At 65.8% G+C, this 15,174-nt stretch carries 13 protein-coding genes; 6 read left to right on the plus strand and 7 right to left on the minus strand.

From position 1 onward, the window contains the following. Nucleotides 1-4: 4 nt before the first annotated feature. A complete protein-coding gene (locus ACFE87_RS09780) occupies nt 5-364 on the minus strand; it encodes a hypothetical protein (protein ID WP_375459439.1) in 360 nt (119 codons plus the stop codon). 524 nt (nt 365-888) lie between these two features. On the opposite strand from ACFE87_RS09780, the gene ppsR reads away from it, so the two are divergent. From ppsR to ACFE87_RS09795, 3 genes are read left to right on the plus strand one after another with little or no spacing between them, the layout of a single operon-like run. Next, nucleotides 889-2,328: a transcriptional regulator PpsR gene (ppsR, locus tag ACFE87_RS09785; protein WP_375459440.1), complete on the plus strand. Its 1,440-nt coding sequence runs from the start codon at nt 889-891 to the stop codon at nt 2,326-2,328. A 13-nt stretch (nt 2,329-2,341) separates the two neighbouring features. Beyond that, the gene (locus ACFE87_RS09790) at nt 2,342-4,510 is read left to right on the plus strand and encodes a PAS domain-containing protein (RefSeq protein WP_375459441.1); all 2,169 of its coding nucleotides are present in this window, start codon (nt 2,342-2,344) and stop codon (nt 4,508-4,510) included. Between the two features lie 2 nt (nt 4,511-4,512). After that, a complete protein-coding gene (locus ACFE87_RS09795; RefSeq protein ID WP_375459442.1) occupies nt 4,513-5,064 on the plus strand; it encodes a biliverdin-producing heme oxygenase in 552 nt (183 codons plus the stop codon). Nucleotides 5,065-5,092: 28 nt separating this feature from the next. On the opposite strand, the gene ACFE87_RS09800 is transcribed toward ACFE87_RS09795, so the two are convergent. The 3 genes from ACFE87_RS09800 to ACFE87_RS09810 all read right to left on the minus strand — a co-directional run bounded on the left by ACFE87_RS09800 (nt 5,093) and on the right by ACFE87_RS09810 (nt 9,134). Next, the gene (locus ACFE87_RS09800; RefSeq protein WP_375459443.1) at nt 5,093-6,808 is read right to left on the minus strand and encodes an FAD-dependent oxidoreductase; all 1,716 of its coding nucleotides are present in this window, start codon (nt 6,806-6,808) and stop codon (nt 5,093-5,095) included. A 67-nt stretch (nt 6,809-6,875) separates the two neighbouring features. After that, nucleotides 6,876-7,298 carry a cupin domain-containing protein gene (locus ACFE87_RS09805; RefSeq protein WP_375459444.1) on the minus strand — a complete coding sequence of 141 codons (423 nt, stop codon included), beginning with the start codon at nt 7,296-7,298 and terminating at the stop codon, nt 6,876-6,878. 33 nt (nt 7,299-7,331) lie between these two features. Beyond that, nucleotides 7,332-9,134: a thiamine pyrophosphate-binding protein gene (locus tag ACFE87_RS09810; RefSeq protein WP_375459445.1), complete on the minus strand. Its 1,803-nt coding sequence runs from the start codon at nt 9,132-9,134 to the stop codon at nt 7,332-7,334. 305 nt (nt 9,135-9,439) lie between these two features. On the opposite strand from ACFE87_RS09810, the gene ACFE87_RS09815 reads away from it, so the two are divergent. Beyond that, nucleotides 9,440-10,390: a Bug family tripartite tricarboxylate transporter substrate binding protein gene (locus ACFE87_RS09815; protein WP_375459446.1), complete on the plus strand. Its 951-nt coding sequence runs from the start codon at nt 9,440-9,442 to the stop codon at nt 10,388-10,390. Between the two features lie 63 nt (nt 10,391-10,453). Here the strand turns inward: ACFE87_RS09815 and ACFE87_RS09820 are convergent, their stop codons facing one another. The 3 genes from ACFE87_RS09820 to ACFE87_RS09830 all read right to left on the minus strand — a co-directional run bounded on the left by ACFE87_RS09820 (nt 10,454) and on the right by ACFE87_RS09830 (nt 13,200). Further along, complete coding sequence (locus ACFE87_RS09820; protein ID WP_375459447.1) at nt 10,454-11,350, minus strand: NAD(P)-dependent oxidoreductase; 897 nt, start codon at nt 11,348-11,350, stop codon at nt 10,454-10,456. 16 nt (nt 11,351-11,366) lie between these two features. Then, entirely contained in the window at nt 11,367-12,149 is a 783-nt protein-coding gene (locus tag ACFE87_RS09825) for a glutaredoxin domain-containing protein (protein WP_375459448.1), read from the minus strand. A 226-nt stretch (nt 12,150-12,375) separates the two neighbouring features. Then, complete coding sequence (locus tag ACFE87_RS09830) at nt 12,376-13,200, minus strand: sugar phosphate isomerase/epimerase family protein (protein WP_375459449.1); 825 nt, start codon at nt 13,198-13,200, stop codon at nt 12,376-12,378. 441 nt (nt 13,201-13,641) lie between these two features. Between ACFE87_RS09830 and ACFE87_RS09835 the strand changes: the two genes are divergently transcribed. Continuing rightward, nucleotides 13,642-14,424 carry a short-chain dehydrogenase/reductase gene (locus ACFE87_RS09835; protein ID WP_375459450.1) on the plus strand — a complete coding sequence of 261 codons (783 nt, stop codon included), beginning with the start codon at nt 13,642-13,644 and terminating at the stop codon, nt 14,422-14,424. A 294-nt stretch (nt 14,425-14,718) separates the two neighbouring features. Continuing rightward, complete coding sequence (locus tag ACFE87_RS09840; protein WP_375459451.1) at nt 14,719-15,174, plus strand: tripartite tricarboxylate transporter TctB family protein; 456 nt, start codon at nt 14,719-14,721, stop codon at nt 15,172-15,174.

The raw sequence follows: 15,174 nt of genomic DNA on the forward strand, positions 1-15,174 counted from the left end.
CGGTTCAGGACGGGGAGAGCCGTTCCAGGTCAGCCCCGATGCAGCAAAGCGCGGCCTGCAGGCAGCGTAGCCCCATTGTCAGGTCCGACGAGGTACAGAGGCCTTCTCGGTGCATGTTGCTGAGCAGGCGGGCCGCCGCAGCGAGGGATTCGACCACGACGGGACCCTGCGAACCACCGCGGGCCAACATCAATCGAATCTGATCGTCGAGCGCTTGTGGATCAGACCCGATCGCGTGTCGCGCGAGAACGCTGGCATCGGCGGCATTCACGGTGCGGCCGACATCGTCCACCATTCCGGACGAGCGACCCTGCTGAGCCAGCATGAGGCGGGGGATAATCTCCGATTCGATCAGGCGCCCCATGCGGCTCGACCGTGAGATTGTTGCGACCTGAGCGTCGCGGCCGGTGAGCGGCAGGCACCGCTCGATCGCGGCCAGCTCGGCGGGACCCCACAATTCAGTCCCATCAGCGGCTTGTGCAGATCCCCTCACGTGGCCCTCCCACCCGCATTTTCAGCTCAGGAATCAGGCTATTCCGACAGGTTAAGTTGACACCTTCGGATGCCTTCCGAGCGGCCCTCCCTCGAAGAACCTGATCGTATCCCGTCATTGTCAAGCAAACTAGACAGTTTCATCGCTGCGGTGCAGCGTGGGTGCGGTCGGGGCTGGTCGAGCACTGCAAGCCACCAAGGCACTTGAACCGCGAGGGTCAGGAAACCTGATCTGGCAACGGGGCGAGGACAGAAGGCGGCAATCCATCGGCCGGCGCTCGCGCCCGCCGTTGGTTTTCGACGATGGTCTCGGGAAACCGGGAGAGGCTGGTCTTTGTCTGGAAGATCCGAAGAATGTAGAGAGAACCTCCGCTTCAGCGGCGACGGCGTCCGCGGATGGATCGCGAGGTGGTCGGTTATGCCTTCCGTGACGTCCACCCAGTCTGCGCACGCGGGCAGGCCGCGATGGTGAAACCCGACCCTGCCACGCGGCCGGACGTCACGCTCGTCCTCGACAGGGAGGGCTTGGTTCAGCAGACGAGTGTCACCGACACATTGTCGGAGCCGGACGTGAGCGAGTGGCTCGGCCGACCCTGGCAGGACACGGTCGCGGATGGCGCGATCGAAGTCGCAAAAGCCATGATCAAGGACGCCGAGACGGAAGGCGTGTCCGGCTTCCAAAGCATCCTGCAGCGTTTCCCGAGCGGGCGCGAGCTCCCGATCGAGTACACGATGGTCCGGTTTGGAGGCAACGCGGGCTACATCGCTGTTGGAAAGAGGCGGCATGCCGTCGCGGAACTCGAGTTCCGCCTGAATGCGACGCAGCGTGCCATGGAGCGGGATTACTGGAAGCTCCGTCAGCTTGAATCGCGCTATCGGCATCTTTTCAATACGTCGAATGACGCCGTACTTTTGGTGGCGGCCGACGAGACGTTGTCGATCCTCGAGGCAAATCCTCAAGCGATCCGGGCGCTCGCGCCAGCGCTCCACGATGTGGTTGATCGGGACCTGCTTTCGTTCCTGGTCCCTCGGCAGCAGAATGCCTTGCGGGATATGCTCGGTCGGGTTCGGGAGGAGGGGAAAGTTCCGGGCGTGCTGATCCATCTCGGCGCGGAGCGTAGGGCCTGGATCGTGCGGGCGACGCCAGCGGCTTCCGAAGGCGGATCCGTTTTCCTGCTCCAGCTTTCCGCCCTCGACCCCGTTCATTTCCAGCGTGGTTCCGGCATGGTCGCGCCCCTTCCCGCGCTGATAGACCGATTGCCTCACGGGTTCGTGGCCATCGACCGCGACGGAGTCATACGGCACACCAACCGGGCATTCCGCGATTTGGCTCAGGTGAGTGCCGACGAGTCCCTTGCCGGGCAGCATCTTGGCCACTGGCTCCGTGAGCCGGGAGCAGGCGTGGACGATTTGCTTGCCGCCTTGAGCAGGGACGGCGTCGTGGAGGAATTCGCGACGATGATACATGGCGATCTTGGTTCCCGGGCGGAGATCGGCGTTGCGGCCGCCAGGGATACGGAGACAGAGTTCCGGTTCGTGGCGCTCTCGATTCGGCATCTGCGCCCGCTCGGTCGGCGCTCGGATCAGGCGACGTCGCTGCTGTCCGCTTTGGGCGACATCAGCGCGCAGCTTGGCAAGGAGCCGCTCCGTGCCGTGGTGGACAGGGCCGTCGGATTGATCGAGCGACACTGCATCGAGAACGCCCTCGAACTGACCGCAGGAAACCGATCGGCCGCCGCCGATATCTTGGGTCTCAGTCGGCAGAGCCTCTACGCCAAGCTCGACCGCTATCAGCTTGCCTTGCGGTCCGAGGTAGCACCGCTTTCGGAGACCTGACCTGGATCAGCACATGGCATCCGGCGCTCTCCAGGAGCCCGCTTTCGGGCAGGCCGACCTTTCGAACTGCGAGCGCGAGCAGATCCACCTGGCCGCCTCGATCCAGCCGCATGGTGCCTTGCTGGTCGTCTCCGGGCCGGACCTGACCGTCGTACAGGCGAGCGCAAATGCATCGACGTTCCTCGGAATCCGTGGCCCTGTCCTAGGACGATCTCTCTGCGAATTCGGCGGAGACATCGCACAGCTCGTTCGCGCCTCTCTCGCCGAAGTGGCGGAAGGCACCGCTGTCGCCCTCCGTGTGAGGGTCGGCGATCCCGCCGGGTTGTTCGACGGGACCATGCACCGCTCGGCCGGCAACGGCTTCATCATCGAACTCGAGCGGGCAGGCTGCCCAAGCGATGTGTCCCCCCAGCTCGAAACAGCCGTGCGGACCATCCTGGCCTGCTCGTCCCTCTTGGGCCTGTGTGACGACACCGCCCGGATCTTCAAGGCTCTCACCGGGTACGACCGCGTGATGGTCTATCGCTTCGACGACGAGGGACACGGAGAGGTCATTTCGGAGCAGAGGGAACACGACCTGGAACCCTATCTGGGTAACCGTTATCCGGCGTCGGACATACCTCAAATCGCGCGCCGCCTCTATGAACGCAACAGGGTGAGAGTGCTCGTCGATATTCAGTACGACCCTGTCGAGCTTCAACCTGTCATCTGTCCGCTGACCGGGCAAGACCTTGACATGTCGCTTTGCACGCTCCGCAGCATGTCGCCTATTCATATCCAGTACCTGCAGAATATGGGCGTTGCCGCGACGTTGGTGATCTCGCTCATCGTCGGCCGCCGCCTCTGGGGTCTCATCGCGTGCCACCATTACGTTCCTCGCGTCACGCCCTTCGAAGTCCGGGCCGCCGGCGATGTGCTCGCCGAGGTCGTGGGGACGCGGATTGCGGCTCTGGAGAGCTTCATCCAATCCCAAGCGGAGACGTCGGTCCGGCGCCTCGAGCAGCGCATGATCGAAGCCGTGGCTCGGGACGGGGACTGGAAAGTCGCCCTGTTCGATGGGTCGCAGCTGCTCCTGCAGGCGACCGGTGCAACGGGCGCCGCTCTCCTCCTTGAGGATCAGGTCTTCTCCACGGGAGAGGTGCCGGGCACGCCGCAGCTCAAGCAGCTCGGCCAGTGGCTCGATTCACGACCCAGGCTCCCGGTCGCCGCGACGGCGTCGCTCGCCGCCGACGAGCCGCGCTTCTCGCCGCTCGTCCAGGTCGCGGCTGGGCTCCTCGCGGCTCCCATCACACGATCGCCTGGCGAGTATCTCTTGTGGTTCCGGCCGGAGCGCGTGCGAACGGTAACCTGGGGTGGAGACCCCAGGAAGCCGGTGCTTCTGGGACACGATCCAGCACAGCTGTCACCGCGCCGGTCGTTCGCGCAGTGGCATGAGATCGTCGAGGGAACCTCGGAGCCCTGGGGTGCCGCTGACCTTAATGCGGCGCGGCTCATCGCGCAGATCGTCGAAGACATCGTGGTCCAGTTTCGATCCGTCCGGATGCTGATTGCTCAGGATCAGCTCGTGCAAGTCAGCGGTCAGGTCGAGAACTCGGATCAGCCTCTCGTCATCGCAAGCCCTCAAGGCCAGATCATCGTTGCCAATAAGGCCTTTGAGAATCTGTTCCAGGTTGGTTCGCGCCGACTTCAGTGGATCGAGGATCTGTCTTCGCTATTCGCTGACCCGGGCGCGGCCCGGAACATCTTGCGAGAGCTGCTCGCCAAGAAGCGAACCTGGAGAGGCGAGCTCCTGATGGACGCGGCGACCGGGTCGGAGCGACCGCTTCTTCTGCGGGCCGATCCGGTCCTCACGTCGTCGGGGCGCCTCTTGGGTTACGTTCTACTCTTCGCTGACCTGACGGAGCGCAAGGCCGCCGAGACAGCCCGCCGTCGCTTTCAGGATGGGATCCTCGAGCCCCACCGGCCAATGACCGGCCGTCTCGATACGAGAATGGACCTCGTCTTCCACAACGTTCTGTCATCGATCATCGAGAACGCCCAGCTCGCCGCCCTGGAGATAACCGATAGCCTGGAGGTCTCGCGAATGCCTCACATGCTCGAGAGCGTTCGCTGTTCGGTGGAAAGGACGACGGAGGTGCTGGAGCAGTTCATGAGACATGCGAGCCGCACGTCGAGGAACTAGGAGTGAGCGCAAGGGCTTTCTTACGGGCGACCACGCGACAGGATCACGAGCAGGTCGACCGCATCTATGCACGCTTCGACCTTACGACCGTCGCGGGATACCGCTGCTTTCTGAGCGCGATCGCGACCGCCCATCTGCCGGTCGAGGCGGCGCTCGACCGCTGGGATGCGCATGCTGTCCTGCCGGATTGGACCGGCAGGCGGCGCGCGGAGGCTCTCCGCATCGATCTGATTGAACTCGGTGCGGCCACCTCGATCGGATTGCACGCTCCGGACTTCCCAAGCGTCCCGGCGCTCCTGGGCGGTCTCTACGTCCTCGAGGGCTCGAGGCTTGGTGGCGCCATGCTTCGACGATCGTTGCCGCCGGGATCGCCCGCGCGCTTCCTCGGGGCAGCGGCCGAGCCTGGATCGTGGCGAATGCTCCTCGACAGGATGGACTGGGCCCTTCAGGCACCGCACGATGTCGAGATCGCGAGCGCTGCCGCGCGCGCCGTGTTCCGCGTCTTCGCCGCAGCCGGCGACGAGATCTGCAGCAGGTCAGCCGACCGCGACTGAGCTGCGCTCGCCGCCTGTGCCGAGCCACTCACGCCGCGCGCTCCGCCGCGGCGTTGCGTCCGGCGATCCAGCCGAAGGTGAGGGCAGGCCCAAGCGTAATGCCCGGCCCCGGATAGGCGCCCTCCATCACCGACGCCATGTCGTTGCCGCAAGCGTAGAGGCCGGCAATGGTCGAGCCGTCCTGGCGTAGCACGCGGGCCTGCGGGTCGGTCACGATCCCGGCCGACATGCCGAGGTCGGCCGGTCGTACTGCAACGGCGTAGAAGGGCGCATCCTGGAGAGGCGCCACGCAGGGATTCGGTCGATGATCGGCGTCCCCGAGATGACGCTGGTAGATGTCGCAGCCTCGACCGAAGGCGGAATCTTCCCCGTGTCTCGCGCCATGGTTGTAGGTCTCGACCGTTTCGGCAAGCGCCCGAGCGGGCACGCCGATCGCGGCCGCAAGGTCGGCAAGGGTGCTGGCCCGCTTGAGGTAGCCGCTCGCGACATCCCGCTCGACCGAGCGGCTGAGCGGCTTGACCTTGCCGAGCCCGTGTTTCCGGAGGAACCGGTGGTCGCAAAGCAGCCAGGCTGGAATCGCGCGGCCCTGGCTCGCCAACTGGGCGCGGACGAACTCGTGGTAGGACACGGCCTCGTTGACGAAGCGCCGTCCATCCCCGTCCACCGAGATGAGGCCCGGCTTCGCCCTGTCCGTGACCGTGTGCGGGAAGTTACCGACCGAACCGTCCCGGCGCGTGAAGGTCGAGGCCGGCACCCAGAAGGCCCCCTCGTCCGTCGGCGCGCTCAGGCGGGCGTCGAGATCGCCGGCGAGCTGCGCGCCACGCCGTGCTCGCCCGGGATCGACGGCCGCAGTGAGCGTGCCCGCGGCATGCGGCACATAGGCGTTCCTCAGGTCGCCGCCATGCGAGAGCCCGCCCGTGGCCAGGACCACGGCGCGGCGGGCCCCGATCGCCCGCGGCGGGCCGTCGTGGGAGATTGTCTCGATGCAGCAGACGCGGCCGTCGGCCCCGGTTGAGAGGCGCTCCACGGCCGTACCGGTTCGGATCGCGACGCCGAGGTCGAGGGCCGATTTCAAGAGGCGCCCGGCAAGCGCATTGCCGAGATAGAGGGTCGTGCCCCTTCGCCAGCGAAGGCGCTGCAGGCCATAGCCGGCGAGCAGCTTCGCGACATGAAGCGTCGATCGAAGCGAGCGGAAGACGCGTCGGAGATGCGGAATGTCCTGGCGGCTGATCATCATGCCGTCGAAGAGCATGAACTCGGGCAGGGGATCACGCAGGATATCGAAATCGTTCCCGAGCGCGGTTGCGTCGAACGGCACGGGTTCGAGTACCCGTCCACCCGACGTGGCGCCCGGCAGGTCGGGGTAGTAGTCGGGATAGATCGCAACGGGCCGAAGCCGGAGCGAGGTGCGGGATTCGAGATCGCGCATCGCTTCGTCGCCCCACGACAGGAATGCGTTCAGGCGCTGACGATCTCCGGGCGGCAAAGTGGCCTCCAAATAGGTCCGCGCGGCCTCCAGGCTGTCGGGTTTTCCGGCCGCGGCCGTCTTCGCGTTGGCCGGGATCCATATCATCCCGCCGGAGATGGCCGTGGTTCCGCCAACGACCGGCGACTGTTCGACGAGCAGCACGGAGGCGCCGTCCATGGCGGCCTTGCAGGCGGCCGCGAGGCCCCCGGCACCGGCGCCGACCACCACCACGTCGAAGGTCTCGCCGCTCTCGGGCGACGACCGAGCGTCGTTCACACCAGGCTCCTATTCGCTTGCTACCGCGGACCCAAGAGGCCTCCTGTGCCGGGTCGGCGTGGCCCTTTCAGCGCGGCTTCGGCTCGTCGTCGGTCGGCGGGCTCGTGATCACCAGGAAGACGAGAGGGTCGATGCCGGTGTTGTGAAACGCGTGGACGACGCCGGGCGGAATGTAGGTCACGTCGTTGGCGCGGACGAGCCGCCGCTCGCCGTCGACGGTCAGCACCCCCTCGCCGGTCAGGATATGGTAGATCTGTTCCTGCACCTTGTGCGAGTGGCTCTCCACATAGGCGCCGGCCTCGTAGGTCGAGATGCGGTGATCGAAGAAGCGGCTTCCGACCGTCGCTGGCGTGACGATGGCCTTCGAGAGCGCCTGATGAAAGTGGCCAGGATACTGGATCCAGGGAAGCTCGGCGAGGTTGCGGGTGACGGCATAGGTCTTCTCGGTCGCGTCGGCGTGTGCGTTGGGGTCCTCGATGATCGTGGGCACGAGCATTCTCCTGCGCGGTGGTCGCCAGCCGCATCACCTCTGCGCCGGAACGGGTCGATAGGGTGCGCCAAAAACCGGCTCCTTGAAGGGCACGGGAGGCAGCTGCCAAGTTCCCGTCGAAGGCGGCCTGACCTCTGCGTCGACGTGGAGATCGATGACGCAGGGCCGCCGGTTCTTCACGGCTGCCTCGATCGCGCCCGCCAGATCCTCGCTGCGCGTGACGGTGACGCCGTCCGCGCCGCAGGCGCGCGCCCAGGCGGCGAAATCGGGGTTGTAGCGATCGCCGCCCGGGCCCTGGTTGCCCTTGTAGAAGGCCGTGCCGAGCTCGCGCCCTTCGAACAGCCCGTACTGGATGTCGCGGATCGCGGCCCAGGCGAAGTTGTTCCAGACCACCCAGACGCAGGGAAGATTGTACTCCACGGCGGTCGCGACGACATACGGCGCCATCATGAAACCTCCGTCTCCCACGACGGCGACACAGGGACGCTCGGGCGCCGCGAGCTGTGCCCCGAGGATGCCGCAGACGCCGAAGCCCATCGACGAGAACCCCCAGCTGTTCAGCATGCTTTGCGCGCGCCGGGGCTTCCAGAACTGCATGAACCAGTTGTGATGCACGCCGGAGTCGAGCGACATGATCACGTCGTCCGGCAGCGACTTCTGAAGCTGGCCGACGATGTATTCGGGCCGGATCGGCGTCGTGATGGCAGTGAAGTTCGGGCGGATGAACGCCTCCCACTCCTGCTGCCACTCCGCCACCGTCGCCCGCCAGCCGGCGTAGCGGTCGCGGGCGATGTCGCGCCGGCTCTCGAGCGCGCCGAGGAGCTGGCCGGCGAAGGTCTTGGCATCTGCGATGATGCCGATCGTCGGTGGATAGTTGCGGCCGAGCTCGGCAGGATCGAGGTCGACCTGGACGAGCTTCGTGGACGGGAAGTTCCACGAATAGCCGGCATGCCAGCTCGACGAGGAGCGGTCGTCGAAGCGAGTGCCGATGCAGAGAACGAGGTCGGCATGACGGCCGGCCTGATTGGCCGGAAAGGTGCCATTGCGGCCGATGAAGCCGAGCGTCAACGGGTCATCCGCCGGAACGCAGCCCATGCCGTTCGGGGAGGTGATCACGGGAATCCCGAGACGAGCCTGAATCTCGCTGATCTCCGGCCCGGCTTCCGACAATGTGGTGCCTTGCCCGATGAAGAAGACCGGCTTCGAGGCTTGCGCGAGCAAGTCCAGGACGGCCCGGAGATCGGCGTCGTTCGACGCGGGCCGGTGGTGTCCTTGGCGGTGGGACGGTGGGGGAAGTTCGATGTCGGCCTCCTCCTGGAAGACGTTGTAGGGGATGTCCAGGTTCACCGGGCCAGGGCGACCGGTGACCATCGTGTCGAAACCCTGCCGCAACGCGAGGGGCAGCATGTCGACCCGGCTCGGCTGGAACGTGCGTTTGACGACCGGCCGCAGCACCTGCGCGAAGTCCGACTGATTGTGTGCGTACAATTCCTGGAACGGGCCGCGATTGGCCTGCGAGGTCGGCACGTTCGCCGTGATCGCCATGAAAGCGGAGGAATCGGAAAGGGCCGTGGCCAGCGGCATCACCATGTTCGCGGAACCCGGTCCAGTCGAGGTCAACGTCACGACCGGTTGATGCTTCACGCGGAAATAGGCGTCCGCCATGTGGCCCGCACATTGTTCGTGGCGGGGCGAAATAAACGAAATCTGGTCCCGAACCGCATGGAGCGCGTCCAGGATGCCGACATTGCCGTGGCCGCAGATGCCGATGACATAGGGCACCTTCTGCTTGACGAGATATTCGGCGATCAATTCGCCGCCCTTCATGGTGGGCATTCGCGGGTTCCTCTCCAGCGCCGCCGTTCACGACAGCAGGGTGATCATGCGCCCTTCGCTCATCTCACGCGCGGCGAGTAGGCCTCTTGCCCGAGCCGCTGTCCCGTTTTCTTGGTCCCAGTGTCTTTATCGCGGACAGGGCAGGATCCAAGAAAGACAGACCCTGGACACCATCGACAGCCTCTTCTCGCGGTCCGCCCTGGAACAGGTCTTGCACTTGCTTGTGAAACGACAGGCGTGTCCCGTTCAAGAGGCGCGCAAGTCCGGGGAGGACGGGTATGATCTCGAGGCGAGCAGGGTTGGTCATGGGTGCCCTGGCGGGATTGTCGGTCGTATCCGGCGCCGTCGCACAAACCTGGCCATCGAAGCCGATCCGGCTCTTCGTCGGCAACCCGCCCGGCGGTACGAACGACATCCTGGCGCGGCTGATCCAGAACAGCGTGTCCGAAATTCTCGGCCAGCAGATCGTGATCGAGAACAAGCCCGGAGCCGGCACCGTAGTCGCCACGGAAGCGACGGTCCGCTCCGCTCCGGACGGCCACACGATCGGCACGATCATCAGCGTCCACGCGTCGAACCCGTCGCTGCAGCCCAAACTGCCCTACGACCCGATCAAGGATGTCACGCCGATCGCGTTTCTCGGGCATGTCGCCAACCTTGTCGTGGTGCACCCGTCCGTTCCCGCGAACACGCTTCCCGAGCTGATCGCGCTCGCGAAGGCGAAGCCCGGCACGATCCATCACGGGACGTCGGGGAACGGTACCTCCCAGCACTTCTCGGGCGAGCTCCTGAAGCTCGGCGCCGGGATCGACATCGTGCACGTGCCCTATCGGGGCGGCGGACCGGCCATCAACGACGTCGTCGGCGGCCAGATCCAGATGATGTTCGGCAACTTCGCCTCGATCCTGCCGCACGTGCAGTCCGGCCGGGTTCGCTCGCTCGCGATCACCAGTCCGCAGCGCTCGCCGGTCTTCCCGAACCTGCCGACCGTTGCCGAGGCAGCCGGGATCCCGGGCTATGCGGTCACCGAGTGGTACGCGGTCATCGGCCCAGCGGGCATGAACCCAGAGCACGTCAAGAAGATCAACGAGGCGATTTACACGACGCTCAAAAAGCCGGAGATCGCCTCGAAGCTCCGCGACCAGGGTATCGAAGTGGACTACAAGACGCCTGAGGACTTCGGGAAATTCCTCGTCGCCGAAATCGCCAAGTTCAAAGACATCGTCGAGCGCGCGAAGATCAAGATCGCCGACTAATCTGATCGTGGCCTCGGCCACAGCCATCTCGCTCCGGCTTCGCCTCGCGGCCTGAGAGCGGCGTCAGGCCGAGCCGCGCACCTCGACGCCTGACCAGCCCTCGAACAGCTTCACGATCGTGGTGATGTCGTCCTTGGGGTGCTGCTCGGCCCAGCCGTGCCAGAGATCGGAGAGGTGGGTCGCGATCGGCGCCTTGACGCCGACCCGCGCCGCCTCGTCCAGGAACAGGTGCAGGTCTTTGTCGACCGTGTAGTTCGTAGCGCCGTAATTGAAGCTACGCGGCAGCACGGATTTGGGAAATTTCACCTCTGTAGCCGAGTTCTTGCCGGTTCCGGTGTTGAGGACGTCCAGCACGATCTTCGGATCGAGCCCGGCCTTCACGCCCAGCACCATGGCTTCCGAGGTCGCCGCCATGGCAAGGTAGTTCAGCATGTTGTTGATGACCTTGACGGTCTGGGCCTGACCGGGACGCGGCCCCACAACGAAGATGTTGGATCCGACCGCCTCGAGGGCGGGCCTCGCGCGCTCGATCGCCTCGGGCGCGCCCGAAGCGATCACGGTCAGGGTTCCGGAGGCCGCGCGCGGCGTCCCGCCCGTCACGGGTGCGTCGACGAAGCCGATCCCGGCTTTCGCCAAGGCCTCGCCGAAGCGCTCGGCCGCTTGCGGGCCGGAGGTCGAGAAGTCGACGACGCAATCCACCCGGCGCGAGGCCACCCCGTCCGGCCCGAAGAGAACCGCCTCCGTGTCCTCGTTGCTGGACACGCAGGTGAGGACGATGTCGGCTGCGTCCGCGGCCGCGCCGGGGCTGTCGGCCCAGGCGGCGCCGGCCGCGAGCAGCGGCTCCGCCTTCTCGCGCGTGCGGCTGTGAACGGTGAGGGGCAGCCCGGCCTTGAGCAGGCAGGACGCCATCGGGTGCCCCATCGCGCCCGTTCCGACAAAGGCGTAGCGAGCCTCGGACATGATGCTCCCTCGCCCGCTACCAGATCGAGTCCGGGAGCGGCAGGCCGGCGTAGAGCTCGGCCGGAACGGCGGGCACCTCAGGCACGCCGAGCTCGTTCAGCGCGAAGGCGAGCTGCCGCATGTGCTGGGCGGAGTGCCAGGTCTGGCGCTCCAAGAAATGGTGGAGCGGCAGCACCCCCGTATAGGTCGCGACGAACTCCTGGCAGCTCTTGTCGGCGAGGTCGCGCCACCATTGTCGCAACCGGTCTTCGATGCCGTTGGCGTAGCGGACGATGTCGTCGGCGTTGCGAATATCGGCCGGCACCGGCCGCATGGAGACGGTGACCCAGTCCTCCTCGCCGTCCTGAACGCATCGCAGGAACGACTCGGCGATCTGGAAGACATGAAAGGCGAGGAAGCGCATGTCGCGCGTCGACACGGGGTAATGGTCCCACTTGTCCTCGGGCACCTTGCGGGTCAGCGCCTCGGCCATCTCGAGCACGGCGAGCCAGCGCTCGATCAACACGTCCGGGGCGAGACGGGTGATCTTGGCCTCGATGCCGACGAATTTGGCCACGTCCTCGATCGATTGGGCGAAGGTGAAGGTCCCGCCCCGCGCCACCACAGGCACGCTCTTCGCGCCGAGCCGCATCAATTCCTCGCGGCCGCCCGGATCGCCCGCCACGTTCACGGACCGGTACGGGATGCCCTGCTTCGTCAGATACTCCTTCACGCGTGCGCAGCTCGTGCAGCCCGGCTGCCAGAATACGCTGAAGCCCTCAGCCGTGCTGTCTGTCTCGGCGGCGAGTTTGGCCGACATGTCTTCCTCCCGGGCGTCTGACGACGGCGCTCGCTTCCGTGCGGTGCTTCTGGCCCGTCGCCTGGTCGACTCAGCAAGACGCGGGCCGCGAGCTCGCATGCCGTCTGCGGGTGTGCAGAGCGGTGGGCGAATGACCCGTATCTGGCGTCCGGTGGGCCGGCGCTGGACGGCGCGCCGCTCGGAGATGTGGGGCTCCTGAGCGCTTACGCCCGGCCAGGGTGAGACGCTATCCGGCCGTCGCAGGCGGGGCTGCGGATCGCCTGTAGCCCAAATGCGCGAGGCGCTCGGCGCTGTCGCAGGTGTCGCGGTCGGGGTCGTGCGAGATGATCTCGAGCATCGTCAGCTCGCGATACCCGATCTCCGCCAGGACCGGCGGTACCGTCGCGAAAGGCACGTCCCCCATCCCGACCGGGTCGTGTCGGTACACGGACCGACCCGTGTCGGAGACGTGGACGAGACCCAGCCGGTCGCGGACGATCCGCAATCCCTCGCCGGGCTCCTCGCCGATATAATGCGCGTTCGCCACGTCGTAGATGATGCCGACCTCGTCGTCCCCGTGGTCCAGGACGGCGTCCAGCAGACTGCGGGCGTCCGGCAGGAAGGCAAACGGCATGTTCTCGACCAGGAGCCTGACCCCGGCCTTACCGGCCAGCGGGGCCAGGCGCTCGAGCGCCGCATGGAAATGACCGAGCAGGAGCTCGCGCGGGGCTGAGAAGAGCGGGTTGGCTTTGCCCGGTCCGATGATCATGGAGGGTGCGCCGAGATCGCCGGCCACCTCCAGGAAACGCGAGAGCAAGCCCAGCGAATACTCCCGCATTTCACTGCTTGCCGCCGCGACGTTGATGTCGACATTCGGCATGTTGACGGACACGATCCGCATCCCGTGCGCCTCGCAGGCTCGCCGGATAGCGGCCCGCCCTGCCCTGTCCGTCTCCGTCGGCCAGAGATGGCCCGGATACATCATCAGCTCGACGCCCGGAAAGCCGAGCCCGCCCAAATGGTTGACCGTCGCCAGCGCGGTACGACCCAGCGTGTACGAATAGGTATTCACGCCGAAGATTCCGCTCGCGTCCATATGTTCCGCCCCGACGCCCTCTGCAGGCCGGCGAGTAGGTTGCCGCGTCCTGCGCTGTCAAACGCAGTCGGCAAGACGGGTCTGTCCGCATCACGGGCAGTCCGGCGTACACTGTCCTCCGCAGCTTCACCCTCTCCCGGTCAGCGTCGGATCCGAGATGTTGGCCCGGCTCGTCATCTCCTCGCTGCGGCTTCGGCGGTAGCTTGGCCGCTGCCATGAGCCCCTTCGCGCTCGGCACGCCCTTTGCTGCAAACCCAATCAGGCGGGGCCAGCCCAGCCAAAATGAAACCCGTGATTTTCGTATCGCGGTTCGTCGCGCGCACGGGCACAAAAGGGACGGTCGGCAAGACAAGCCGCCGAGGTCGTACAAAGTAGAACAACAGACCGGATCGTAGCGGCCGGTAACGGATGGGGCGGATGGAACTGGAACTCAGCGGCAAGCGTGCGCTGATCACGGGGGCGAGCCGCGGCATTGGTCTCGCGATCGCCCAGGTTCTCGCGAAGGAGGGCTGCAGCCTCGTGCTGACGGCCCGCGATCCGGATCGACTCGCCGAAAGTGCCGAGATGCTTCGTACCGATCACGGCGTCGAGGTCGAGCAGGTCGCAGCCGACCTCACGATGCCGGGCGAGATCGACCGCATGGCAGGGCTGGCGGGCCCGCTCGATATCCTGATCAACAACGCCGGCGCCATTCCGAACGGGACCTTGCAGGAGTTGGATGCCGCCAAGTGGCGATCATCCTGGGAGCTCAAGGTCTTCGGCTATATCGACCTGACGCGAGCGATCTATCCCGGCATGGTCGAGCGCGGACGCGGCGTCGTCCTCAACATCATCGGCATGGCCGGTGAGCGTCCATCGGCCTGGTACATCGCCGGCAGCACGGGGAACGCATCGCTCTACACGTTCACGCGCGCCCTCGGGGCGGACAGCTTCGACCACGGCGTCCGAGTGCTTGGGCTGAGTCCCGGCTACATCGAGACGGACCGGCAGCGGGTGAAGATGATGAACCGGGCGGAAGCGGAACTCGGCGATCGGGAGCGCTGGCGGGAATTCGCGAAGAACCTCCCGCAATCCCGCCTGGCCCAGCCGAGGGAGGTCGCGGACGTTGCCGCCTTCCTGGTCTCGGACCGGGCGAGCTTCATCTCGGGTACCGTCGTGACCGTCGACGGCGGAATGGCCTCGCGCCCGGCGCTCATCTGACCGTGGCGACGAGCATCAACAGGTATCCGAACGACGGGCGTCGAACGAAGGATTCGAACGTGAGGAGAAACCAGACGGCTTGAACTCGGAGCCCTGGGTCGCAAGCAGGTCGACAAGGTCAAGGCTGAACAAAAACGTTGCAGCCATGACCTCGGAGTGGAGCTCGGGATAACAGCTCCGCCGAGTTCAGGAGGCTTTATCGCTCGCGACATGGACGATCAGAAGACAGTCGTCGGTAGATCGAGATCACGATTGAGAAGAAGAACGGCGCGAACGCCCACAAAGGAGGAAGCCATGATCCGGATGCGCAGTCCGCACGACGTGCTCCTGGGCCTGTTCATGATCTGCGCGGCAGCGATCGGCGCCTATCTTTGTCGCGACCTGCGCGTCGGGACCTCCGCCCGGATGGGGCCGGGCTACATGCCGCTGGCCATGAGCATCCTGCTCGCCCTGCTCGGTGCCGTGTCGCTCGTTCGAGGACTCGCCATCAAGGGCGACGCGCTCGACGCATGGCGCCTCCGGCCACTGGCCCTGATCACGCTCAGCATCAGCTTCTTCGCCTTTGCGATTGAGCGCTTAGGTCTCGTCCTCGCCATCATCGGCCTCGTCTTCATCGGCAGCCTTGCGGCCCCGGAGACAAAGCGTCTGGAGTCCTTCGTCCTCAGCGTCGGCCTAGCCACCTTCTGCGTCCTCGTGTTCGCAAAAGCTCTGGGTCTGCCATTCCAGCTCTGGCCGGAGGTCTTCAACTGA

It is taken from the genome of uncultured Enterovirga sp., assembly GCF_964242715.1.
Taxonomy (GTDB): Bacteria; Pseudomonadota; Alphaproteobacteria; order Rhizobiales; family Beijerinckiaceae; genus Enterovirga.